The following is a 23,105-nucleotide window of genomic DNA, read 5'->3' on the forward strand; positions in this document are numbered from 1 at the left end:
CGATTCCGCGCACCGCGACCCGGAACCAACGGGTCCCCCGGGTACGCGGTCAGCGCTTGGCGACGAACACGTGGGAGGCGGTGTCCGCCTCCAGCTCCGCGGCCTCTCCACCGCTGCCCACCAGGACCCCGCCCGCCGACTCGGTCACGCTCACCACCGAGCCGGGCTGCACACCGGCCCGGCGCAGCGTGTACATCAGCTGCGCGTCCGTCTGGATCGGCTCGCCGATACGGCGCACGACGACCGTCTTGCCCTCGGCCCCCGGGTCGAGGTCGGCGAGGGACACCATGCCCTCGTCCAGGAAGGGGTCGGCGCCGTCCGTCTCGCCCAGCTCCTCCAGGCCCGGGATCGGGTTGCCGTACGGCGACTCGGTCGGGTGCCGCAGCAGCTCCAGCACCCGGCGCTCGACGGCCTCGCTCATCACGTGCTCCCAGCGGCACGCCTCCGCGTGCACCTGCTCCCACTCCAGGCCGATCACGTCGACGAGCAGGCACTCCGCGAGCCGGTGCTTGCGCATCACCCGGGTCGCCAGCCGCCTGCCCTCGTCGGTCAGCTCCAGATGCCGGTCCGCCGCCACGGACACCAGCCCGTCGCGCTCCATCCGCGCCACCGTCTGGCTGACCGTCGGACCGCTCTGGTCGAGCCGCTCGGCGATCCGGGCGCGCATCGGGACCACACCTTCCTCCTCCAGCTCCAGGATGGTGCGGAGGTACATCTCCGTGGTGTCGATCAGTCCGGACATACGTGCCCCTTGATGAGATTGCCGGAGGCTGCGGCCCACCGGCGCGTGCGCTGGCCCTGCCACCAATTCTGACGCATACCACCGACAACCGTGCCGCGCCGCGAAAAGCCGGGCCCGCCCGCGCCCGCCCGGACCCGCTCCCGCCCGCTCCGACCGCCGTCCGACCGCGTTGACGCCGTATTGACACCGCACTGGTCCAGACCGCACCGTGATCCGCGACGCAGCCACTCCGAAGGGGCCCCGCATGAGCGACCACAAGCCGGCCGGTCAGTTCCTCGACGCGGCGATCGACCTCCTGCGACGCGTCCGCGACGAGGAGGCGGACAGCGTCGAGGCGGCCGGGACGCTGCTCGCCGACACCGTGCAGAACGGCGGCCGGCTCTTCGCCTTCGGCGCCGGCCACTCCTCGCTCGCCGCCCAGGACGTCGTGTACCGCGCGGGCGGACTCGCCCTGATGAACCTGCTCACCGTGCCCGGCGTCGTCGGCGTCGACGTGATGCCGGCCACGCTCGGCTCCGCCCTGGAACGCGTCGACGGCCTCGCGAGCGCCGTACTGGACTCCTCGCCGCTGCGCGAGGGCGACGCCCTGGTGATCATCTCCCTGTCCGGGCGCAACGCCCTGCCCGTGGAGATGGCCATGAACGCCCGTGCCCTCGGCGTCCGGGTCATCGGCGTGACCTCGGTGGCGTACGCCTCCGAGACGACCTCCCGGCACGCCTCCGGCACGTTCCTCAAGGACCACTGCGACATCGTGCTGGACTCCAAGATCGCCGTCGGCGACGCGGAACTCACCCTGGACACCGTCCCCGCGCCCTTCGCGCCCGCCTCCACGGTCGTCACCAGCGCCCTCATGCAGGCCATGACGGCCACCGCGGCCGCCACCCTCGCCGACCGCGGCATCGAACCCCCGCTGCTGCGCTCGGGCAACGTGGACGGCGGCCACGAATGGAACGGCCGCGTGCTGGAGCAGTACGGGGACCGGATCTTCTACCGGCGCTGAGCGGACGCGGCCACGCACGGTCAGGGGTCCTGGTGCATTGATCGTCCCCGCACCGCTCGCCTACGGTTCGCGCATGATCAGACGCCAGGGGGCCCCGCCGGTCAGGCGGGCGATAGTCAGTGGGTCGACGTTCGAGGAGCGGATCGGGTACGCCCGCGCCGTCGTCGACGGGGACCGGGTGCACGTATCGGGGACGACCGGGTTCGACTACGCGTCGATGACGATCTCCGACGACGTGGTGGAGCAGGCCGAGCAGTGCCTGCACAACATCGGGGCCGCACTGGCCGAGGCGGGGTGCACCTTCGCGGACGTGGTGCGGGTGCGCTACCTGCTGCCCGCGCGGGAGGACTTCGAGCCCTGCTGGCCCGTGCTGCGGCGGACGTTCGGCCGGGTGCGCCCGGCCGCGACGATGGCGGTGTGCGGGCTCGCGGACGAACGGATGCGCATCGAGATCGAGGTGGACGCGCGGCGGGGGACGGTCGGGGCCGGTCCGGGCTCGGCGCTGCGGATCGAGACGGTGGCCGGGGACGCCATGGTGGAGGAGTGGCGGCACGTGCACAACGTGATCGTGCCGCCGGCCGCCATGACCCCCGACGAGGCGCGGGAACGCGTCGGGCGCAACCGGCTGGCCAACGCCTACCTGGGGGACGTCCTGGTCGGCTGCTCCACCGTGCGGCCGCCCGGCGGCGAGGAGCGGGTCGCGACCGTGATCGCACGGACGCTGCCGGCGTACCGGGGGCGCGGGATCGGTACGGCGCTCTACGAGGAGGGGCTGGCGCACGCGCGCGTGCTGGGCGCCGGGGCCGTGGAGACCGTGGTACTGGCGGCCAACGCGGACGGGTTGCGGTTCGCCGGGGCGCGTGGGTTCGTGGAGAAGGAGCGGTACGTGCTCGACGGCGAGCACGACGAGTGGGTCGATCTGAGGCTCGCCGCCCGGTCGGCGTGACACCCGCCGTGCCCCGTCGTACGGCCCCTGTCATGCCCCGTCATGACGGGGGCGTATGCCGAGTTTCCGCAGTACAACGATTTCCGCGAACTTGTGGGAACCCGGTGTGTGCTGCATCACGTTCGAGTTGAATGAAGGCCAGTGAGCGAACCGACGTACCGTACGGCGGACGCAGCCTGCAGGGGGTCCAGGTGAGTGCTTCGCGGCGTAGTGGGACCACCGACGAGCTGGGGCCGGACGAGCCGGAGCAGCCCGAGCGGGACGGTGCCGACCTGTTGGCCGCGCTCCTCGACGGCATGGACGCGGCCCTGTGCGCCTTCGACGCGGACGGGGTCGTGACCCACTGGAACCGCGAGGCGGAGCGGATCCTGGGCTGGAGCGCGGCCGAGGCCGTGGGGCGGCAGGGCTTCGCCGGGTGGGCCGTGCGCAGCGCGGACGCCGGTGAGGTGGAGGACCGGCTGCTGTCCGCGATGCGGGCGCCGGGGCGCCAGGTGCACGAGTTCGCGCTGCTGACGAAGGACGGCGGCCGGGTGCTGGTGCGCACCCAGTCCGCGGCGGTCCGCGGTCCCGACGGGAAGCCCGCCGGGGTGTACTGCGCGTTCAGCGAGGTGCACGCGCAGATCGACCTGGAGCGGTCCATCGCCCTGAGCGAGGCCCTGCTGGAGGACGCGAGCTGGGGTGTCGTCCTGGTGGACGCGGATCTGCGGCCCGCCGTGGTCAACACGCACGCGGCGCGGGCGCTGGGCGCCGGACGCACGTCCGTCCTGGGGCGGCCGCTCGGCGATCTGCTCGCCCAGGGCGTCGAGGAGCTGGAGAACGCGCTGACGCACGTCCTCGCCGAGGGCGCGCCGCCCGCGCCGGCCGAGGTGTGGGTGAGCCTGCGCACGCCGGAGGGCGAGCGGCGCCGGTGCTGGCGCAGCGGGTTCGTGCGGCTGGCCTCGCCGCTGGCCGAGGAGCCGGTGCCGCTGGGCGTCGGCTGGCTGTTCCAGGACGTCACGGAGTCGAAGCAGGGCGAGCAGGAGGCGGCGCTGCTGCGCTTCCGGGCCAATCAGCTGCACCGGGCGGCGCGCGCCGCGGCCGAGTGCGAGGACCCGGCGGAGGCCGCGATCGTCCACCTGGACTTCGCGCTGGCCGGATTCGCCGACCACGCCCTGATCGACCGGGTCGTGGGCGGCGCGGCGTCGGACACCGACGCGGCCGGGCCGGTGCGGCTGGTCCGGGTCGCGGCCACCCCGTCCGGCGCGCCGGGGCCCAGCGTGCCGTCCGGGACGGCCGGGATGCCGGTGCGCTACGGCGAGGGGCACCCCGCCGTGCAGTGCGTGGAGCGGGCGGGCTCGGTGCGGGCCAGCGCCGGGGTGCGGACGGTGCCCGAGGAGCAGGTGCGGCGGTGGGCGGCGGCCCGGCAGTGGCCGGCGGACACGGTGCACGGCCTGTGCGCGGTGCTGCGCAGCCGGGGCCGGACCCTCGGCGTCGTCACGTTCCTGCGGGGCGCGGGGCGCACCGCCTTCGAGCGGCAGGATGCCATGTACGCCGAGGACGTGGCGGTCCGCATCGCGACGGCACTGGACCTGGCCGGCGCGATGCAGCGGAACTAGGCAGCCTTCCTTAGCACTACCCCCTGGTAAAGGCCGGGAAGTTGCCGACTACCCACACCAATAGGTGATCATTTTCTTCGTGTCCCTCTTTCCGTTCACCCGGCACTAACGTCACGGGCACCACAGAAGGGAGGTCACTCGCCCCCCGGCCGCAAGGTCGCCGAGTGACCAGCCCGAGGCATCGTGATCGAACAGATCAGGGAGGTGCACCGATGACTACGTTCTTTACAGGTGAGCAGACCCACCAGGCTGTGCTTCCTCAGCAGCCTGCTCTGGAATTCGTGGGAGCAGACACCCCCGGGGGCAGGGACGAAACGGCTCACGGATCCCCCGGGAAGGACCGGGACACCGGTAGGGAACATGGGCGAGGGGAGACCGGCGAGCGAAGCACCGTCACTCGTCGGCGTCACGCCAAGAGCGCAGCCACGGCTGCGAAGGCGGCAGAGAACGGGAGCGGTGACGCTCCCACACCTGATCGGGACTACGCGGCGGGCGCCGGCGCGGCCAGGGTCTTCGTATTGTCGTCGGACGGAAAGCCCCTCATGCCCTGCCACCCGGCTCGTGCCCGCGAGTTGCTGGCACGTGGCAGGGCCGTGGTCGCCCGCCGAGTGCCTTTCGTCATCCGGATGAAGGACCGCACCCGCGCCGAGTCCGGCGTTCATGGCCTACAGCTGCGCATCGATCCCGGCTCCGAAGGCACGGGGCTCGTTCTCACCGACGAGAAGACGGAAGTCGGCGAGCGCGGTGCCGTCGTCACAGTCCGCCGCGGCCTCTTCGCGATAGAGCTCCGGCACCGCGGCGATCAAATCCGCACGTGCATGCAGCAACGCGCGGGGTATCGGCGTAGGAGACGGTCGGCCAACAATCGCTACCGAGCGCCACGCTCGCGCAATCGCACCCACCCCGCCGGATGGCTGTCCCCTTCCGTTCGCCACCGCGTTGACACCACCTTCTCGCTGGCTGCCCGCCTGAGCCGCTACGCCCCCGTCACCGAGATCCATGTCGAACGCGTGGCCTTCAGCATGCGCCAGGAAGAGCATCAGACCCGGGGGACCGTCCGCACGCGTCTCCGAGCCAAGTGGAACAGCACGTGCGCGTACTGCGGTGCCACTGGCGTCCGTCTCAACGTCGAGCACGTGAGACCCCTCAGCCGAGGAGGCTCGAGCCGGATCTCCAACCTGGTCCTCGCCTGTGTGCCCTGCAACCGGGCCAAGGGAAGCGAGTCCGTGGAGGACTTTCTGGCGCACCGGCCCGAGCAGCTCGCGACGGTCCTCGGACAGATCGAATCGCCGCTCGACGATGCCGCAGCCATGAATGCCCTCTCGCCCCGGCTCTCGGAGGCACTGAATGCTCTCGGCAAGCCGGTGCACTGCTGGTCCGGCCGTCTCACCAAGACAAACCGTGACTTCTGCGGGATGCGCAAGACGCACACGTTGGACGCCCTCTCGGTCGGTCGTCTTGATCGCGAGAGTGGGGATCGGATCGTCCGGTTCGCCGGACGAGTACTCGTGGCCAAGGCCACCGGGCGCGGTTCGTATGCGCGGACGACTCCGGATCGATACGGATTTCCCCGCCTGCGACGATCACGCACCAAGCAACACTTCGGCTTCGTCACTGGGGACCTCGTGCGGGCAACCCTGCCCACCGGCACGTGGGCGGGGACCTGGACGGGCCGAGTCTCGGTCCGCGCCCGGGGACAGCACAGCGTCACGGTTCCGGTCGGTCGGATCAACGTGTCCCACAAGCATCTGAGCCTGCTGCAACGGGGCGATGGATACCAATACTCCGCATGTGCCGAAAGCGGTGCGCTTCCCCTCTCAAAAAAAGAGGTTGATCGGAGCCCGGTGCGTTCCTAATGTGGGCCCCACACCGAAAGGAGGTGATCCGGCGAATGTATGACATCCGGACGCGTGAGGTGGCTGCGGGCTAGCGGCCCGGCACCACACGGAGTGCGGCGCCGGACCAGCGCGTGAAAGACGCGTGCAGCCGGCCCAATCCCAATGCAGTCACCCGACCCGCGAGTCGCCGGTACGTCCGGCCGGCTCCTCCACGGAGGAACCAGACTCGCGGGTCGCCTGCGTTTCGGGGGCGGTCAGCCCGCGATGTCGGCGTAGCCCTCGATCTCGCGCGGGTCGCGGGTGCCCGGGCCCGTGTAGCGGGCGGAGGGGCGGACCAGGCGGCCGGTGCGCTTCTGCTCCAGGATGTGGGCGGACCAGCCGGCGGTGCGGGCGCAGGTGAACATCGAGGTGAACATGGGGGCCGGGACCTCGGCGAAGTCCAGCATGATGGCGGCCCAGAACTCGACGTTGGTGGCCAGCACCCGGTCGGGGCGGCGGGCGTGGAGTTCGGCGAGGGCGGCCTTCTCCAGGGCCTCGGCGACCTCGTAGCGCGGGGCGCCCAGTTCGCGGGCGGTGCGGCGCAGGACGCGGGCGCGGGGGTCCTCGGCGCGGTAGACGCGGTGGCCGAAGCCCATGAGGCGTTCGCCCGCGTCGAGGGTCTTCTTGACGTAGGCCTCGGCGTCGCCGGTGCGCTCGATCTCCTCGATCATGTGCAGGACGCGGGACGGGGCGCCGCCGTGCAGCGGGCCGGACATGGCGCCCACGGCTCCGGAGAGGGCGGCGGCGACGTCCGCGCCGGTGGAGGCGATGACGCGGGCGGTGAAGGTGGAGGCGTTCATGCCGTGCTCGGCGGCGGAGGTCCAGTAGGCGTCGACGGCGGCGACGTGCTTGGGGTCGGGTTCACCGCGCCAGCGGATCATGAAGCGTTCGACGACGGACTCGGCCTTGTCGATCTCGCGCTGCGGGACCATGGGCAGGCTCTGGCCGCGCGCGGACTGGGCGACGTAGGACAGGGCCATGACGGCGGCGCGGGCGAGGTCGTCGCGGGCCTGGGCGGTGTCGATGTCGAGCAGGGGTTTGAGGCCCCAGGCGGGGGCGAGCATGGCGAGGGCGGACTGGACGTCGACCCGGATGTCGCCGGAGTGCACGGGGATGGGGAAGGGCTCGGCGGGCGGCAGGCCGGGGTTGAAGGCCCCGTCGACGAGCAGTCCCCAGACGTTGCCGAAGGAGACGTGCCCGACGAGGTCCTCGATGTCGACGCCGCGGTAGCGCAGGGCGCCGCCCTCCTTGTCGGGTTCGGCGATCTCCGTCTCGAAGGCGACGACTCCCTCTAGCCCGGGTACGAAGTCGGACATCAGGCGGCTCCTCGTGATCAGTGGTGTACGGCGACCTGGCGGAGACGGTGCGGCGCCCCCATGGATCCACGGTCGTGTTCCGACTCGCGGTCCTGCCGGGTCACCCCTGTGATGCCCCGCGCGGCCGTCGGTCATCCGGCCGGAGCGGGACCAAGAACCATATCCCCGCGTGCCGCGCTTGGGGAGTGGGTGCGGCACTCGGTGCCATCCGGGGCCGGGGGGTGGAGGGGATGCGGCAGGATGGGCGGCGTGACCGATCGCGAAGCCGATTCCGCCGTCCCCGCCGCCGACTCCGTTCCCGCCCCAGTCCCGTTCGATCTGGCCTCGATGCGCAAGCAGTACCGGGCCGAGGGGCTGTCCGAGACCGAGCTGGCGGCGACGCCCGTCGAGCAGTTCGCGCGCTGGTTCAAGCAGGCGGCGACGGACGGCGGGCTGTTCGAGCCGAACGCCATGGTGGTGTCCACGGCGGACACCGAGGGGCGGCCCAGCTCCCGGACGGTGCTGCTGAAGCACTTCGACGAGCAGGGGTTCGTGTTCTACACCAACTACGACTCCCGCAAGGCGCGCGAGCTGGACGCGAACCCGTACGTCTCGCTGCTGTTCCCCTGGCATCCGATGGCCCGGCAGGTCGTGGTCACGGGTGTGGCGCGCCGCACGGGGCGGGACGAGACCGCCGGGTACTTCCGGACCCGGCCGCACGGTTCGCAGCTGGGTGCCTGGGCGAGTGTGCAGTCCTCGGTGGTGGCGGGGCGGCGGGCCCTGGACTCGGCGTACGCCGAGCTGGCGGCGCGCTATCCGGAGGGCGAGCAGGTGCCGGTGCCGCCGCACTGGGGCGGGTTCCGGGTGGTGCCGGAGGCGGTGGAGTTCTGGCAGGGCCGCGAGAACCGGCTGCACGACCGGTTGCGGTACGTGGCGGAGGGCGCCGGGGGCTGGCGGGTGGAGCGGCTGAGTCCGTGACCGGGCAGGCACCCGGGCGGGCCGGACGAGCGGGGTGACCGGGCGGGCACCCCGGCGTGCGGGCGAGCGGGGTGACCGGGCGGGCACCCCGGCATGCGGGCGAGCGGGCGGCGCCGTCACCGCCTGAGGCGGCGGAGGAGGCAGGGCCTCACAGCTTGCCCCACACCAGCCTGGTGCGGTGGCCGCCAAGAGCGCGGGAGAACCGGGACTGGAAATCCGGTGTGAACTCGGGCCAGTTCCAGAACGTGAAGCCGAGGTGGGCGAAGGCGAAGTAGTCGTCGGCCCAGCGCCACTCGGGGAGCGGGACGGGCTCTGCGCAGGCCGGACACGCGACCTGCGCCGATCCGGTCCGCTGCCACTCGTCCATGGCGCCGCCGAAGGGCCGCCAGATCTCGTCGATCGGCTCCCAGCCGTCGGTGACCAGGGAGGTGGTGGCGGCGCAGCGCGGGCAGGTCACCGCCTCCGGTTCGCCCTGGCCGCCGTCGAAGACCGTGCGCCCCACCTCCACGGCCAGTCCGTCCGACGGCTTCCAGTCGGTGTCCTCCTCCGCCACGGCGCGGTGCCAGTTCAGCCCGGGCGGATGTCCGAGCGGCTCGCCGAGGACACAGCCGGTGCGCTCCGCCAGGACGATGCCCTCGGCCACAAGCCACCCGACCGCGCGGTCGGCGAGCGGTGCCGCCTCGTCGGCGCCCGCGTCGAGGTCGACGATCGTCTGGAAGTAGTCACCCATGGCCGAGAGGGTAGCGGCGGGCACCGACAGTGCCCCGGTGCCGGACGCCGGTCACGGTGCCAGCGCCGCGTCCAGCAGGCGTGCCCACTGCTCCACCACCCGTTCCCGCCGTGCCGCGTCGTCGGTGAGGAGGTTGGCCAGGCCCAGGCCGCGGGCCATGTCGAGGAGGCCCTGGACGGTTTCGCGGGCGCCGGGGCGGGTCTCGTCGGCGCCGAGGAGGTCGACGGCGATGCGGTGGGTCTCGCGGCCGACGCGGGCCTCCAGTTCGGTGACCCTCTCGCGCAGTTGCTCCTCGTTGGAGGCGGCCACCCACAGGTGCAGGGCGGCGCGGAAGAGCGGGCCGGTGTAGAGGTCGACGAGGGCGGCGACCACCGCGCGCCGGTCGTCGGCGGCGGCGCCCTCGGGGAACAGGGCGCGCAGGGCGACGGAGCGTTCCTCGGCGACGTACTCCACGGCCGCGGTGAAGAGGTCCTCGCGGGTCGGGAAGTGGTGCTGGGCGGCGCCCCGGGAGACGCCGGCGTGTTCGGCGACGACGGAGACCGTGGAACCGGCCCAGCCGCGTTCGGCGAGGCAGGCCACGGCTGCTTCGAGGAGCCGTTGCCGGGTGGCCCGGCTGCGGTCCTGCTTGGGGACGCGCTCGGCGCGGTCGGCCGCGTTCACGGCGCCGCTCACACCACCCATTCCGGATCCCGTCGTTCGAGGAAGGCCGTCATCCCCTCGCGGGCCTGCGGGGAGGCGAACAGCCGGGCCGAGAGCGCGGTGAGGTCGGCCGCGTCCCGGTCGAAGGCCTCCAGCACCCTAGCCGTGAGCAGCCGTTTCGTCTCGGCCAGGCCCTGCGGTGAGGCACGGCGCACACCGTCGAGGACGGGTTCGAGTACGGCGTCCACGTCGTCGCCGGCCGCGGTGACCAGGCCGGTGCGGGTGGCCTCGGCGGCGTCGAAGCGTTCGCCGGTGAGGTAGTAGCGGGCGAGGGCGCGGGGGTCGGTGCGGGGCAGCAGGGTGAGGGAGATGACGGCGGGTGCCACGCCGATGCGGACCTCGGTGAAGGCGAAGGTCGACTCGGTGGACGCCGCCGCGATGTCGCAGGCGGCGACGAGGCCGAGGCCGCCCGCGCGGACGTGTCCGGCGACGCGGGCGATCACCGGTTTCGGCAGCTCGGCGATGCGCCGGAAGAGGCCGACCAGGGCGTCGGGGTCGGGCGGGTCGCGCAGGTCGGCGCCGGCGCTGAAGGTGTTGCCGGTGTGGGTGAGGACGACGGCGCGGACGCCGGGGTCCTCACCCGCCGCGGTGAGGGCGTCGGTCAGGCCGCCGACGAGGGTGGCGGACAGGGCGTTGCGGTTGTGCGGGGAGTCGAGGGTGAGGGTCTCGACGCCCCGAGAGCGCGCGCGGTCGACTCGGACGGTGTGGGCGGTGTGGGCGGTGTGGGCGGTGTGGGTCACTGCTGCTCCCTCAGCTGTCGGCGCAGGATCTTGCCGGAGGCGGCGCGGGGGACGGAGTCGACGAGCGTGACCTTGCGGACGCGTTTGTAGGGGGCGACGCGTTCGGCGACGTACATCATGATCTCGCCCTCCGCGAGGCCGGGTGCGGCCGGCTGGCGGACGACGAAGGCGTGCGGTACTTCGTTGCCGTCGTCGTTGTACTCGCCGATGACGGCGGCGTCGGCGATGCCGGGGTGGGTGAGCAGGAGGGCCTCGAGTTCGGCGGGGGCCACCTGGAAGCCCTTGTACTTGATCAGTTCCTTGACGCGGTCGACGACGAAGAGCCAGCCGTCGGTGTCGACGTGTCCGACGTCGCCGGTGTGCAGCCAGCCCTCCTCGTCGATCAGGGCGGCGGTGGCGTCGGGGCGGCCGAGGTAGCCCTTCATGATCTGGGGCCCCCGGATGAGGATTTCCCCGGACTCGTCGGCGGGCAGGTCCTTGCCGGGGTCGGTGAGGGAGACGATCCGCATCTCGGTGCCCGCGATGAGCTTGCCCACGGTGCCGGGCGGCGCGTCGGCCATGGCGTCGAGGGGGACGACGTGGGTGCCCGGGGACAGTTCCGTCATCCCGTAGGCCTGGCCGACGGGCGGCAGGCCGAGCCGCCGGGAGCAGGCGGCGGCGAGGCGCGCGTCCAGGGGTGCGGCGGCGCTGACGATGTACTTCAGCGAGGAGAGGTCGTAGTCGGCGACCAGGGGGTGTTTGGCGAGCGCCAGGACGATCGGCGGGGCGACGTACAGGCTGGTGATGCGGTGGTTCTGGATGGCGGCGAGGAACTGCTCCAGGTCGAAGCGGGGCAGCACGACGACGGTGGCGCCGAGCCTGAGCGGGGCGTTCATCAGGGCGGTGAGGCCGTAGATGTGGAAGAACGGGAGTACGGCGAGGACGCGGTCGCCGGGTGCGGCCGGCATGAGGGGTTCGAGCTGGGCGAGGTTGGTGGCGATCTGCCGGTGGGTGAGCATGACGCCCTTGGGGGTGCCGGTGGTACCCGAGGAGTACGGCAGGGCGGCGACGTCCTCGGCCGGGTCGATCGCGACGGACGGTTCGGGCGCGGTCGAGGCCAGCATGTCGACGAGTGAGCGGTGACCGGGCGCGCTGTCGCAGACCAGGATCTCCTGGACGCCGCCCGCGAGTTCGGCGGCTCTGCGGGCGGTGGCGAGGAGCGGTGAGACGGTGACGATCCAGCGGGCCGCGCTGTCCTTCAGCTGCTTGGCGAACTCCTCGGCGGTGGCGAGCGGGTGCACGGTGGTGACGGAGGCGCCCGCGCGGGTGGCGGCGTAGAAGGCCAGCGGGAAGGCCACGGTGTTGGGGCTGTGCAGGGCGAGGACGTCGCCCTTGCGCACGCCGGTCTCGGCGAGGGCGGCGGCGACGCGCCGGTGGAACCGGTCCACCTGCTCGTAGCTGAGGGTGGTGCCGTCGGTGCCGTCGATCAGCGCCGGGGTGTCCCCGAAGGCGGCGGCCCCGCCGAGCACGGCATCGTGGATGGGCAGGTCGACGGGCGGGACGTCTGCGTACTCGCTGCGGAACACGGTTCCTCCAACGCGGGCTGGTTGCGGCCTCGTACTGGCCTAGTACGACTTGGGCAGGCCCAGGGTCTGGTGGGAGACGTAGTTGAGGATCATCTCCCGGCTCACGGGTGCGATACGAGCCACGCGCGAGGCCGTTATCAGCCGGGCGAGCCCGTACTCGCGGGTGAGGCCGTTGCCGCCCAGGGTGTGCACGGCCTGGTCGACGGCCTTCACGCAGGCCTCCCCGGCCGCGTACTTGGCCATGTTGGCGGCCTCGCCCGCGCCGACGTCGTCGCCCGCGTCGTACAGGTGGGCGGCCTTCTGCATCATCAGGCGGGCGAGTTCGAGGTCGATGTGCGCCTGGGCGAGGGGGTGGGCGATGGCCTGGTGGGCGCCGATGGGGGTCTTCCAGACGGTGCGCTCGCGGGCGTAGTCGAGGGCGCGGGAGAGGGCGTAGCGGCCCATGCCGATGCCGAACGCCGCCGTCATGACGCGCTCGGGGTTGAGGCCCGCGAAGAGTTGCAGGAGGCCCGCGTCCTCGTCGCCGACCAGGGCTTCGGCGGGCAGCCGTACGTCGTCGAGGGTCAGCTCGAACTGCCGCTCCACGGCGTTGAGTTCCATGTCGATGGCGCGGCGCTCGAAGCCGGGGGCGTCGCGCGGGACGATGAACAGGCAGGGCTTGAGCTTGCCGGTGCGGGCGTCTTCGGTGCGGCCGACGATCAGGGTGGCGTCGGCGATGTCGACGCCGGAGACGAACACCTTGCGTCCGGTGAGGACCCACTCCCCGGTGGCCGCGTCGCGGCGGGCGGTGGTGGTGATGCGGTGGCTGTTGGAGCCGGCGTCGGGTTCGGTGATGCCGAAGGCCATGAGGCGGGTGCCGTCGGCGAGGGACGGGAGCCACTCGCGCTTCTGCTCCTCGGTGCCGAAGCGGGAGATCACGGTGCCGCAGATCGCCGGCGAGACGATCATCATGAGGAGCGGGTTGCCCGCGGCGCCCAGCTCTTCGAGGACGAGGGCGAGTTCGGTGATGCCGGCGCCGCCGCCTCCGTAGGCCTCGGGGAGGTTGACGCCTATGTAGCCGAGCTTGGCTGCGTCCTGCCAGAGGCGTTGGTTGTCCTCGGCGTTGAGGGTGTGGGGGTGGGCCTGGGCGAAGGCGGATACCGCTGCGCGGAGGGACTTGTGGTCTTCGGATTCGATGAGGGTGGTCACGGGGCTCCTTCGGTCGCTGTACGAGTGCGGGTCCGTTGTGGCTGGTCGCGCAGTTCCCCGCGCCCCTGGGTCAGTCGGACTCGACGACCGCCAAGAGGGCGCCCATCTCTACTTGTCGTCCGAGGCCCGCCGGGAGTGCGGTCAGCCTCCCTGTCACCGGGGCGGTGATCCTGTGTTCCATCTTCATGGCCTCCAGCCACAGCAACGGCTGGCCCGCCTGGACGGTGGTGCCCTCCGTCAGGCCCTCCGCGACGCGGACGACCGTGCCCGGCATGGGGGCCAGGAGGGAACCCGGGGCGTGCTGGGTGGTGGGGTCGGGGAAGCGGGGCAGGGCGGTCAGCGCGGTGGTGTTGACGTGGATGCGGTCGCCGTAGCGGGCGACGTCGAAGCGGCGTTGTACGCCGTCCGTTTCGAGGACGACCCGGTCGGGGCCGGCGTGGACGACGTGGACGCCCTCGGCGGTGAGGCCGTCGCGGGTGTGGTGGTAGCGGACCTCGTGCTCCTCCCCCGCCACCGCGTACCGCTTGACCTGCGGCTGGGAGGGCAGGTTGCGCCAGCCGCCGAAGCGGCCCGCGTGGGTGGCCGCGTCGGCGAGGGCGGCGGCCAGCGGGGCGAGGGGGTCGGGGGCGGACCGTGTCAGGTCGGCCAGGTGGCGGTCGTAGAAGCCCGTGTCCATGCGGCCGGACGTGAACTCCTCGTGGCGCAGTGAGCGGACGAGCAGGTCGCGGTTGGTGACCGGGCCGTGGATCACCGCCCGTTCCAGGGCGCCGGCGAGGCGGCGGACGGCCTCCGCGCGCGTGGGGGCGTGGGCGACCGCCTTGGCGAGCATCGGGTCGTAGTGGACGCCGATGTCGTCGCCGTCGGTGTAGCCGGTGTCCAGGCGGATGCCGTCGGGGACGGTGAGGCGGTGCAGGCGGCCGGTCTGCGGGGCCCAGCCGCTCGCCGGGTCCTCGGCGTAGAGGCGGGCCTCGACGGCGTGGCCCCGCGCGCGCGGGGGGTCGGCTTCGAGGGCGTGCCCTTCGGCGATCCGGAGCTGGAGGGCGACGAGGTCGATGCCGAACACCGCTTCCGTGACGGGGTGTTCGACCTGGAGGCGGGTGTTCATCTCCAGGAAGTGCGCCCTGCCGTCGGCGACGAGGAACTCGACGGTCCCGGCGCCGACGTAGTCGACGGCGCGGGCGGCGCGTACGGCGAGGTCGTGGAGTTCGGCGGTGAGTCCGGGGGTCAGGCCGGGCGCCGGGGACTCCTCGATCACCTTCTGGTGGCGTCGCTGGAGGGAGCAGTCGCGGGTGCCGAGCGCCCACACCGTGCCGTGGGTGTCGGCGAGGATCTGCACCTCGACGTGGCGGCCGTTCTCCAGGTAGGGCTCGACGAAGACCTCGCCGTCACCGAAGGCGCTCGTGGCCTCCGCGCGGGCGGCGGTCAGTTCGGCGTCGAGGTCGGCGAGGCGGCGTACGACGCGCATGCCGCGTCCGCCGCCGCCCGCCGCCGCCTTGACCAGCACCGGCAGGTCGGCCTCGGTGACGAGGGCGGCGTCGGTGAGGGGTGCGACGCCCATCAGTTCCTTGGCGCGGGTCTTGGACGCCATCGCCTCGATCGCCTCGGGCGGCGGCCCGATCCAGACCAGCCCCGCGTCCCGTACGGCGCGGGCGAAGTCGGCGTTCTCGGAGAGGAAGCCGTAGCCGGGGTGGACGGCGTCGGCTCCGGCGGCGACGGCGGCCTTCACGATCAGGTCGCCGCGCAGGTAGGTGTCGGCGGGGGCGGCGCCCGGCAGGCGTACGGCGGCGTCGGCCTCGCGCGTGTGGAGGGCGTTCGCGTCGGCGTCCGAGTGCACGGCGACGGTGCGGATGCCCCACTGGCGGCAGGTGCGGAAGACGCGGCAGGCGATCTCGCCCCGGTTGGCGACGAGTACGGAAGTGATCACTGGTCTCTCACCCTCACATGCGGAAGACGCCGAAGCCGCCGCGCGCGCCCTCGTAGGGGGCGGTGTGGACGGCGGACAGGCACAGGCCGAGGACGGTGCGGGTGTCGCGGGGGTCGATGACGCCGTCGTCGTAGAGCCGCCCGGACAGGAACATCGGCAGCGACTCGGACTCGATCTGCTGCTCCACCATGGCGCGCAGGGCGGCGTCGCCCTCGTCGTCGTACGGCTGCCCCTTCGCGGCGGCGGACTGGCGGGCGACGATGGACAGGACGCCGGCGAGCTGCTGCGGGCCCATGACGGCGGACTTGGCGCTGGGCCAGGCGAAGAGGAAGCGGGGGTCGTAGGCGCGGCCGCACATGCCGTAGTGACCGGCGCCGTAGGAGGCGCCGAGGAGGACGGACAGGTGGGGGACGCGGGAGTTGGAGACCGCGTTGATCATCATGGCGCCGTGCTTGATGATGCCGCCCTGTTCGTACTCCTTGCCGACCATGTAGCCGGTGGTGTTGTGGAGGAAGAGCAGCGGGATGTCGCGCTGGTTGGCGAGCTGGATGAACTGGGCCGCCTTCTGCGACTCCTCGCTGAAGAGGACCCCCTGGGCGTTGGCGAGGATGCCCACCGGGTAGCCGTGCAGGCTCGCCCAGCCCGTGGTCAGGCTGGTCCCGTACAGGGGCTTGAACTCGTCGAAGTCGGAGGCGTCGACGATCCGGGCGATCACCTCGCGCGGGTCGAAGGGTGCCCTGAGGTCGGCGGGGACGATGCCCAGCAGGTCGTCCGGGTCGTACTTGGGCGGCTCGGCGAGGGGCGGGTCGGCGTACGCCTTGCGGTGGTTGAGGCGGGCGACGACGCGGCGGGCCTGGCGCAGGGCGTCCGGTTCGTCGGCGGCGAAGTGGTCGGCGAGGCCGGAGGTGCGGGCGTGCATCTCGGCGCCGCCCAGCGACTCGTCGTCGCTCTCCTCGCCGGTGGCCATCTTGACCAGCGGCGGCCCGCCGAGGAACACCTTGGCCCGCTCCTTGACCATGATGGTGTGGTCGGACATGCCGGGGATGTAGGCGCCCCCGGCGGTCGAGTTGCCGAAGACGACCGCGATCGTCGGGATGCCGGCCGCCGACAGCCGGGTGAGGTCCCGGAAGATCGCGCCGCCCGGGATGAAGATCTCCTTCTGGGAGGGCAGGTCGGCGCCGCCGGACTCCACGAGGCTGATGCAGGGCAGCCGGTTGGCGAGCGCGATGTCGTTGGCGCGCAGGGCCTTCTTCAGCGACCAGGGGTTGCTGGCGCCGCCGCGCACGGTCGGGTCGTTGGCGGTGATCAGGCACTCGACGCCCTCGACGACGCCGATGCCCGTGACGAGGGAGGCGCCGACGGTGTACTCGCTGCCCCAGGCGGCGAGCGGGGACAGCTCCAGGAAGGGCGTGTCGGGGTCGAGGAGCAGCTCGATGCGCTCGCGGGCCAGCAGCTTGCCGCGCTTCCGGTGCCGGGCGACGTACTTCTCGCCGCCGCCCGCGAGGGCCTTGGCATGTTCGGCGTCCAGCTCGGCGAGCTTGGCGAGCATGGCCTCGCGATTGGCGCGGTGGTCGGGGGCGGTGGGGTCGAGGGCGGAGGCGAGGACGGTCACGGCAGGACCTCCGGGGCGGGCGTGTACGGCGGGACGGTCAGCAGCAGCCCCTCCGGGACGTACGGCGGGACGGTCACAGCAGGGCCTCCGGGATGTCCAGGTGCCGGGCGCGCAGCCATTCGCCGAGCGCCTTGGCCTGCGGGTCGAAGCGGGCCTGCGCGGCGACGCCCTCGCCGAGGATGCCCTCGACGACGAAGTTGAGGGCGCGCAGGTTGGGGAGCGGGTGCCGGGTGACGGGCAGGTCGCGGGCCTCGGGGATCAGCTCGCGGAACCGGTCGGCGGTCAGCTCGTGGGCGAGCCAGCGCCAGGCGTCGTCGGTCCGCGCCCACACGCCGACGTTGGCGTCGCCGCCCTTGTCACCGCTGCGGGCACCGGCGACGAGGCCGAGCGGTGCACGGCGGACGGGGCCGGGCGGGAGGGGCTCGGGCAGGGGCGGTTCCGGTACGGCGCGGAGTACGGCGGTGTCCTGCGCGGCCGGTACCGGGACGCGCCGCCCGTCGTGGAGCACGGCGACGTGGTCGACGGCGTCCTGCGGGACGTGGGCGGCCTCGAACACGCCGTAGGGCGCGCCCTTCCCGGGAGGCGCGAGGACGTGGAACCCGGGGTAGCTCGCGAGGGCGAGTTCGATCGCGGCGCCGCTCAGCGCCCGCCCGACGGCCTCCTGGTCGGCGTCCCGGACGACGAGCCGCAGCAGGGCGCCGGCCGTCTCCTCGGTGGGGGCGTCGGGCCGGTCGGTGCGGACCAGGTCCCAGCGGACGTCGGAGACCTTGCCGAGCGCCGGCTCCATCTGGTCCCGCACCAGCGCGGCCTTGGCCTCGATGTCCAGGCCGGTGAGGACGAAGGCGACCTCGTTGCGGAAGCCGCCGAGGCGGTTGAGGCCGGCCTTGAGGGTGGGCGGCGGTGCCTCGCCGCGCACGCCCTCGACGCGGACCCGGTCGGGGCCGTCCTGGCCGAGCCGTACGGTGTCCAGCCGGGTGGTGACGTCGGGCCCGGCGTACCGGGCGCCGCCCGTCTCGTACAGCAGCTGTGCGGTGACCGTCCCGACGTCGACGAAGCCGCCGGTGCCGTCGTGCTTGGTGATGACGGAGGTGCCGTCGGCGTGCAGTTCGGCGAGCGGGAAGCCGGGGCGCCGTACGTCGCCGTCCTGGAAGAAGGCGTAGTTGCCGCCGGTCGCCTGCGCGCCGCACTCCAGCAGGTGCCCGGCGACGACCGCGCCCGCCAGCCGGTCGTACTCCGTCGGCGCCCAGCCGAAGTGCGCGGCGGCGGGCCCGGTGACCAGGGCGGCGTCGGTGACGCGGCCCGTGACGACCACGTCGGCGCCCGCGCGCAGGCACGCGGCGATGCCGAAGCCGCCGAGGTAGGCGTGGGCGGCCAGCGTTCCCGGGTGGGCGGCGGTGAGGTCGTCGCCCTCGACGTGCGCGACGCGGACGGGGATGCCGAGCCGGCCGGCGAGCGTGCGTACGGCGTCGGCGAGCCCGGCGGGGTTGAGTCCCCCGGCGTTGGCGACGATCCTGACGCCCCGCTCGTGGGCGAGTCCGAGGCACTCCTCCAACTGCCGCAGGAAGGTACGGGCGTACCCGGCGTCCGGGTTCTTCAGCCGGTCCCGGCCCAGGATGAGCATGGTCAGCTCGGCGAGGTAGTCGCCGGTGAGGACGTCCAGCGGGCCGTCGGTGAGCATCTCGCGCATGGCGGAGAAGCGGTCGCCGTAGAAACCGGAGGCGTTGCCGACGCGGAGCACGCTCACTGCGGGGTTCCCTTCGCCGGGCGTCCGGCTCCCGGCGGTCCGGCGAAGGCCTGGGCGATGTCCAGCCAGCGGTCGGCGTCCTCGCCCTCGGCGGTGAGCGCGAGGTCGGCGCGGTGGGCGCGCTGGGTGGCGAGGAGGCAGAAGTCGAGCGCCGGGCCGGTGACGCGCTGCGGGGCGTTCTCGGGGCCGTACGTCCACAGGTCGCCGCCGGGGCCGGTGAGTTCGACGCGGAACTGCTCGGCGGGCGGGGTGAGTCCGTGGGCGGCGTAGGCGAAGTCCCGGGCACGGACGCCGATGCGGGCGACGTGGCGCAGGCGGTCGGTGGGCGGGCGGGACACGCCGAGGGTCGCCGCGACGTCGAGGCCGTGGGCCCAGGTCTCCATCAGGCGGGCGGTGGCCATGGAGGCGGTGGCCATGGGCGGGCCGTACCAGGGGAAGCGTGCACCGGGGGCGGCGGCGCGCAGTGCCTCGTCCAGGGCGGCGCGGCTCTCCCGCCAGGCGGCCAGCAGGTCGGCGGGGGCCTGCTCGGCGCCCTGCTCGGCGGCATCGTCGACGTATCGGTCGGGGGCGGCGAGGGCCTGCTCGACCAGCGCCTGGAAGCCGTTCGCGTCGGTGACGGCGACCAGGGCGGCCCGGTCGGTCCAGTACAGGTGCGCGATCTGGTGGGCGATCGTCCAGCCGGGTGCCGGGGTGGCCAGCCGCCACTCCTCGGGCCTCAACTTGGCGACCAGTGCGTCGAGTTCCTCGCTCTCCTCGCGCAGGTCGTCGATCACGGGCGTCGGGTCGGACACGGGGCGCTCCCCTCGGGCACGGCGATGTGCGGGGCGGTGTGGGGGGAGCATGGCAGGGCGGGGATTAACAATCAAGCGTGCTTGCATGATTTTTGCAGCGGTGAAAGCGAGAGCGGCCCGACATCAGTGTGTCAGGCCGCTGGACCAAGGTGCGGTCTCAGTTCTTCACGCCCGGCCAGACCGTCGTGTCCATGGTGACGAAGGCGGCCTCAGGCAGGGCAGTCGACTTCACCTGGACGACGAACAGGACGATGTCGCCGTTGTCCCGCCTGACGCAGATCTCCGTTCCGGCGGACGCGGCGGCCAGCGGGAGGCGGTGCGCGTCCTGGTCGGCGGTCATCCGACGGCACTCCTCGTAGTCGGCGCCCGGGTCACCGAGCAGGATGGTGAAGACGCTGGTGTCACTCTCCAGGGCGCAGCTCGCGTTCGCGCAGTCGAAGCGGATGTCCCCCTTGCGGTCCTCGCGCATCGTGCCGTCGGTGAGGCTGAGCGAGTTGTCGCTGTTCACCAGCAGGGCGCCGTAGGCGTGGGCCCTCGGCGTCGTACCGGCAGCGGAGCCGTCGGCCCCCGCGCCCGGCCGCCCGGCCGACGAGTCGTCCCCCGCCTCGGGCCCCGACCCAGCCTCCCCGCCCGCAGCAGACCCCTCCGCCGCCGGACGGGGCGTACCGGACGCGGACTCGGGCGCTGCCGCGGACTTGGACGCCGCCGCCGACGCGGCCGCGTCCCGGGCCCGGTCGAGGCCCCGACCCGCCGCGTCGAGGAGCATCGACCCCGCCAGGATCACCAAGCCGCACGCGACGACGGCGGCGGCCGAGATCAAGGCGGTGCGTCTCCTGCGGCGCTTGCGCTCCTCCGGCCCGGCCGGCGGCCGCGGCACGAACGGCCCTCCCGGTCCGGCGGGGGCCTGCCAGGGCATCGGCGCCGTCCCCTGCGGGGGAACCCACGGCGCCGTGTGCGCCGCGGTCGGACCCGGGGCCGGGACCGGAGTCGCGGCGGTCGCCGCCCCCGTGGCCGCGACCGGCGGCGGAACCGTCACCGGCGGTCCGGCGATCTCCCGCCACACGGCGGGCCCCGTGTCCTCCCCCGCGTCCCGGCCCAGTTCCCGGCGGCACCACTCGACGATCTCCGCCGGGGTCGCCCGTTCCCCGGGGTCGGCGGCCAGGCACCGGGCGAACAGGTCGCGCAGGCGCTCGGGCAGCCCGGACAGGTCGGGTTCCGAGTGGACGATCCGGTACAGCACGGTGGCGGCCGGGCCGTCACCGTAAAGGGGCCTGCCCAGGGCCGCGAAGGCGGCCGTCTGGCCGAGCGAGAAGACGTCGGTGGCCGCCGTGATGGCACCGGCGGAGGCCTGTTCCGGCGCCATGTACTGGGCCGTGCCGATGGTGGTGCCCGTGGCGGTGTGCGCGGTGCTGTCGGCGGCGAGCGAGATGCCGAAGTCGATGACCCGCGGCCCGTCGTCGGCCAGCAGGACGTTCGCCGGCTTGAGGTCGCGGTGCACGATTCCGGCGTCGTGGATGGCCTGGAGCGCCTCGGCGACCCCCGCCATCAGCCACAGCACCGCGGGCACCGGCAGCGGTCCGCTCCGGGCGACGGCGTCGGACAGGGAGGGGCCCGGCACGTACAGCGTGGCCAGCCAGGGCGGGGTGGCGTCCGGGTCGGCGTCGATCAGTTCGGCGGTGTAGGCGCCCTTCACCTTCCGGGCCGCCTTGATCTCGCGGCTGAAACGCCGCCGGAAGGTCTGGTCGTCGGCCAGTTCCGACCGTACGACCTTGATGGCCACGGGCCGGCCGCCCCGGGTGTGGGACAGATAGACCCGGCCCATGCCGCCCGCGCCGAGCCGGGCCGCGAGGCGGTATCCGGCCACCGTGCGCGGATCGTCGTCCTGCAAGGGCTGGAAGACCTCGGCCGTGTGATTCATCGGTTCCCTCCCCATGATCCCGATGAGCTGACCAGGTACGCAGCCTATGCGTTGCGGCCGTCGCCGGGCGTCGGGGGGTCCGCTCCCACGCGGCCTCGCGGTCGCCCTCCGCCGGCGGGGCGATGCCTAGGACAGCTCGGGAAGCGTCTTCGTCCGCCGTCGGCCCACCTGGGTCCGCACCGCGCCCATGCTCGCCGCGATGACCAGGGCGATCGCGGCGGACTGGGTGGCGGACAGGGCCTGGTCGAGGATGAGGAAACCGGCCGCCGCGGCGATGGCGGGTTCCAGGCTCATGAGGACGGCGAAGGTCGGCGCGGGCAGGCGGCGCAGGGCGAGGAGTTCGAGGGTGTAGGGCAGGACGGAGGAGAGCAGGGCGACCCCGGCGCCCAGCGCGAGCGTCATCGGGTCGATCAGCTTCGCCCCCGACTCGACGATGCCCAGCGGCAGGAACAGCAGCGCGCCGACCGCCATCGCCAGGGCCAGCCCGTCGGCCTGCGGGAAGCGGCGCCCGGTGCGGGCGCTGAAGACGATGTACGCCGCCCACATCGCGCCCGCCGCCAGGGCGAAGGCGGCACCGGCCGGGTCGAGGGCGCCGAAGCCGCCGCCGCCCAGCAGGAAGACGCCGGCCAGGGCGAGTCCGGCCCAGACCAGGTTGACCGCGCGGCGGGAGGCGAAGACGGACAGGGCGAGCGGGCCGAGCACCTCCAGGGTGACGGCGGGGCCGAGCGGGATGCGGTCGACGGCCTGGTAGAAGAGGCCGTTCATACCGGCCATGGCGATGCCGAAGACGACGACCGTGCCCCAGTCGGCCCGGGAGTGGCCGCGCAGCCGGGGCCGGCAGACCAGGAGCATGACCACGGCGGCCACGGCCAGCCGCAGGGTCACCACGCCGAGCGCCCCGGCCCGCGGCATCAGGCTCACCGCCAGCGCCGCGCCGAACTGCACGGAGAGCCCGCCGGCGAGGACCAGACCGACCGGGCCCAGGGAACCGAACCGTCCGCCCGGCGCACCGTCCGGCACGGACGCGTGACCGACGGCGGGCGCGACGGCGGGCGCGGCGGCAGCCGGGGACGGGGTGCCGGGGGTGGCGCTTGGGGTACTCACGGGGGCTCCGGGACGGTGTGCGGGACGATGTCGTTCAGCGTACTGCACTGCACAGTCCAGAGTAATGGACTTTGTCAGGCACGTAGCGCTTTTACGCAACTGTCAGGTCCGGAACCTGCGGCTGTCAACGCACGTCCGTCAGGCGGGCCGGGACCGCCCGCCCGCGGCCCCGCACCGACCGGGTAGCGTCCGCCGTGTGAGACGACTCCTGACCCGCCTCTGGCGCCTGCTGCGCCCCGTGCAGAGCCGCGTGATGTGGCTGATGAACGCCAAGTTCGTGGTCGGCGTGACCGGCGTCGTGCGGGACGGCGAGGGGCGGGTCCTGATGCTGAAGCACCGGATGTGGGCCCCGGGCCGCCAGTGGGGTCTGCCGAGCGGCTTCGCGCACAAGGGCGAGGACTTCCGGCAGACCGTGGTCCGCGAGGTGAAGGAGGAGACCGGCCTGGACGTGGAGGTGGGCCGGCTGGTCATGCTCAACAGCGGCCTGCGCACCCGCCTGGAGGTGGCGTTCGAGGCCCGCCTGCTGGGCGGCGAGCTGCGCCTGGACCCGTTCGAGATCCTGGAGGCCCGCTGGTGCCGCCCGGACGACCTCCCCGAGGACGTCCAGCCGGTGTGCCGCCCGCTGGTGCGGGGCGAGACGGCGCCCTGACCGGGCCG

General features: G+C 73.2%; 19 protein-coding genes. 6 read left to right on the forward strand and 13 right to left on the reverse strand.

The window, feature by feature from the left end; all coding sequences use genetic code 11:
- Positions 1–49: 49 nt before the first annotated feature.
- Entirely contained in the window at positions 50–742 is a 693-nt protein-coding gene (locus Sco07f_RS26250) for an iron-dependent transcriptional repressor DtxR (RefSeq protein ID WP_007450686.1), read from the reverse strand.
- Positions 743–986: 244 nt separating this feature from the next.
- Between Sco07f_RS26250 and Sco07f_RS26255 the strand changes: the two genes are divergently transcribed.
- The 4 genes from Sco07f_RS26255 to iscB all read left to right on the forward strand — a co-directional run bounded on the left by Sco07f_RS26255 (position 987) and on the right by iscB (position 6,139).
- Entirely contained in the window at positions 987–1,742 is a 756-nt protein-coding gene (locus Sco07f_RS26255; protein WP_007450691.1) for an SIS domain-containing protein, read from the forward strand.
- A gap of 73 nt (positions 1,743–1,815) precedes the next feature.
- On the forward strand, positions 1,816–2,688 hold the full coding sequence (locus tag Sco07f_RS26260) for a GNAT family N-acetyltransferase (protein WP_108989486.1): 873 nt from the start codon (positions 1,816–1,818) through the stop codon (positions 2,686–2,688).
- 191 nt (positions 2,689–2,879) lie between these two features.
- The gene (locus Sco07f_RS26265; protein WP_087792945.1) at positions 2,880–4,283 is read left to right on the forward strand and encodes a PAS domain-containing protein; all 1,404 of its coding nucleotides are present in this window, start codon (positions 2,880–2,882) and stop codon (positions 4,281–4,283) included.
- Positions 4,284–4,801: 518 nt separating this feature from the next.
- Complete coding sequence (gene iscB / locus Sco07f_RS26270) at positions 4,802–6,139, forward strand: RNA-guided endonuclease IscB (RefSeq protein WP_280524570.1); 1,338 nt, start codon at positions 4,802–4,804, stop codon at positions 6,137–6,139.
- 236 nt (positions 6,140–6,375) lie between these two features.
- Here the strand turns inward: iscB and Sco07f_RS26275 are convergent, their stop codons facing one another.
- Positions 6,376–7,476, reverse strand: coding sequence for a citrate synthase 2 (locus Sco07f_RS26275; protein ID WP_007450716.1), 1,101 nt, complete (start codon positions 7,474–7,476; stop codon positions 6,376–6,378).
- Between the two features lie 240 nt (positions 7,477–7,716).
- Between Sco07f_RS26275 and pdxH the strand changes: the two genes are divergently transcribed.
- Positions 7,717–8,433 carry a pyridoxamine 5'-phosphate oxidase gene (gene pdxH / locus Sco07f_RS26280; RefSeq protein WP_007450733.1) on the forward strand — a complete coding sequence of 239 codons (717 nt, stop codon included), beginning with the start codon at positions 7,717–7,719 and terminating at the stop codon, positions 8,431–8,433.
- A gap of 148 nt (positions 8,434–8,581) precedes the next feature.
- Here the strand turns inward: pdxH and Sco07f_RS26285 are convergent, their stop codons facing one another.
- The 11 genes from Sco07f_RS26285 to Sco07f_RS26335 all read right to left on the reverse strand — a co-directional run bounded on the left by Sco07f_RS26285 (position 8,582) and on the right by Sco07f_RS26335 (position 22,448).
- On the reverse strand, positions 8,582–9,163 hold the full coding sequence (locus Sco07f_RS26285; protein WP_108989374.1) for a hypothetical protein: 582 nt from the start codon (positions 9,161–9,163) through the stop codon (positions 8,582–8,584).
- 51 nt (positions 9,164–9,214) lie between these two features.
- Positions 9,215–9,844 carry a TetR/AcrR family transcriptional regulator gene (locus Sco07f_RS26290; RefSeq protein WP_174855413.1) on the reverse strand — a complete coding sequence of 210 codons (630 nt, stop codon included), beginning with the start codon at positions 9,842–9,844 and terminating at the stop codon, positions 9,215–9,217.
- Positions 9,832–10,602, reverse strand: a complete 771-nt coding sequence (locus Sco07f_RS26295; RefSeq protein WP_108989375.1) for an enoyl-CoA hydratase family protein — start codon at positions 10,600–10,602, stop codon at positions 9,832–9,834. Before Sco07f_RS26295 ends, Sco07f_RS26290 begins: the two co-directional genes overlap by 13 nt.
- Positions 10,599–12,167 carry a 4-coumarate--CoA ligase family protein gene (locus Sco07f_RS26300; RefSeq protein ID WP_108989376.1) on the reverse strand — a complete coding sequence of 523 codons (1,569 nt, stop codon included), beginning with the start codon at positions 12,165–12,167 and terminating at the stop codon, positions 10,599–10,601. Before Sco07f_RS26300 ends, Sco07f_RS26295 begins: the two co-directional genes overlap by 4 nt.
- A gap of 39 nt (positions 12,168–12,206) precedes the next feature.
- On the reverse strand, positions 12,207–13,355 hold the full coding sequence (locus tag Sco07f_RS26305; protein WP_108989377.1) for an acyl-CoA dehydrogenase family protein: 1,149 nt from the start codon (positions 13,353–13,355) through the stop codon (positions 12,207–12,209).
- A 70-nt stretch (positions 13,356–13,425) separates the two neighbouring features.
- A complete protein-coding gene (locus Sco07f_RS26310) occupies positions 13,426–15,279 on the reverse strand; it encodes an acetyl/propionyl/methylcrotonyl-CoA carboxylase subunit alpha (protein WP_108989378.1) in 1,854 nt (617 codons plus the stop codon).
- A 13-nt stretch (positions 15,280–15,292) separates the two neighbouring features.
- A complete protein-coding gene (locus tag Sco07f_RS26315) occupies positions 15,293–16,891 on the reverse strand; it encodes an acyl-CoA carboxylase subunit beta (protein ID WP_108989379.1) in 1,599 nt (532 codons plus the stop codon).
- Between the two features lie 73 nt (positions 16,892–16,964).
- Entirely contained in the window at positions 16,965–18,635 is a 1,671-nt protein-coding gene (locus Sco07f_RS26320) for an acyclic terpene utilization AtuA family protein (protein WP_108989380.1), read from the reverse strand.
- A complete protein-coding gene (locus Sco07f_RS26325) occupies positions 18,632–19,426 on the reverse strand; it encodes a TIGR03084 family metal-binding protein (protein ID WP_167468230.1) in 795 nt (264 codons plus the stop codon). Before Sco07f_RS26325 ends, Sco07f_RS26320 begins: the two co-directional genes overlap by 4 nt.
- A 157-nt stretch (positions 19,427–19,583) precedes the next feature.
- On the reverse strand, positions 19,584–21,344 hold the full coding sequence (locus tag Sco07f_RS26330) for a serine/threonine-protein kinase (protein ID WP_108989382.1): 1,761 nt from the start codon (positions 21,342–21,344) through the stop codon (positions 19,584–19,586).
- A gap of 126 nt (positions 21,345–21,470) precedes the next feature.
- On the reverse strand, positions 21,471–22,448 hold the full coding sequence (locus Sco07f_RS26335; protein WP_167468231.1) for an EamA family transporter: 978 nt from the start codon (positions 22,446–22,448) through the stop codon (positions 21,471–21,473).
- Between the two features lie 196 nt (positions 22,449–22,644).
- Here Sco07f_RS26335 and Sco07f_RS26340 point away from each other — a divergent pair, with 196 nt between their 5' ends.
- A complete protein-coding gene (locus Sco07f_RS26340; RefSeq protein WP_108989383.1) occupies positions 22,645–23,097 on the forward strand; it encodes an NUDIX hydrolase in 453 nt (150 codons plus the stop codon).
- The last annotated feature ends 8 nt before the right edge of the window (positions 23,098–23,105 follow it).

The sequence above is a fragment of the Streptomyces coelicoflavus genome, from assembly GCF_003112555.1.
GTDB classification, from domain to species: Bacteria; Actinomycetota; Actinomycetes; order Streptomycetales; family Streptomycetaceae; genus Streptomyces; species Streptomyces coelicoflavus.

Excerpts from the sequence above, each read along its gene's own strand:
- Sco07f_RS26250 (WP_007450686.1), bottom strand. The coding sequence starts at position 742 with ATGTCCGGACTGATCGACACCACGGAGATGTACCTCCGCACCATCCTG.
- Sco07f_RS26255 (WP_007450691.1), top strand. The coding sequence starts at position 987 with ATGAGCGACCACAAGCCGGCCGGTCAGTTCCTCGACGCGGCGATCGAC.
- Sco07f_RS26260 (WP_108989486.1), top strand. The coding sequence starts at position 1,816 with ATGATCAGACGCCAGGGGGCCCCGCCGGTCAGGCGGGCGATAGTCAGT.
- Sco07f_RS26275 (WP_007450716.1), bottom strand. The coding sequence starts at position 7,476 with ATGTCCGACTTCGTACCCGGGCTAGAGGGAGTCGTCGCCTTCGAGACG.
- pdxH (WP_007450733.1), top strand. The coding sequence starts at position 7,717 with ATGGGCGGCGTGACCGATCGCGAAGCCGATTCCGCCGTCCCCGCCGCC.
- Sco07f_RS26285 (WP_108989374.1), bottom strand. The coding sequence starts at position 9,163 with ATGGGTGACTACTTCCAGACGATCGTCGACCTCGACGCGGGCGCCGAC.
- Sco07f_RS26290 (WP_174855413.1), bottom strand. The coding sequence starts at position 9,844 with ATGGGTGGTGTGAGCGGCGCCGTGAACGCGGCCGACCGCGCCGAGCGC.
- Sco07f_RS26330 (WP_108989382.1), bottom strand. The coding sequence starts at position 21,344 with ATGAATCACACGGCCGAGGTCTTCCAGCCCTTGCAGGACGACGATCCG.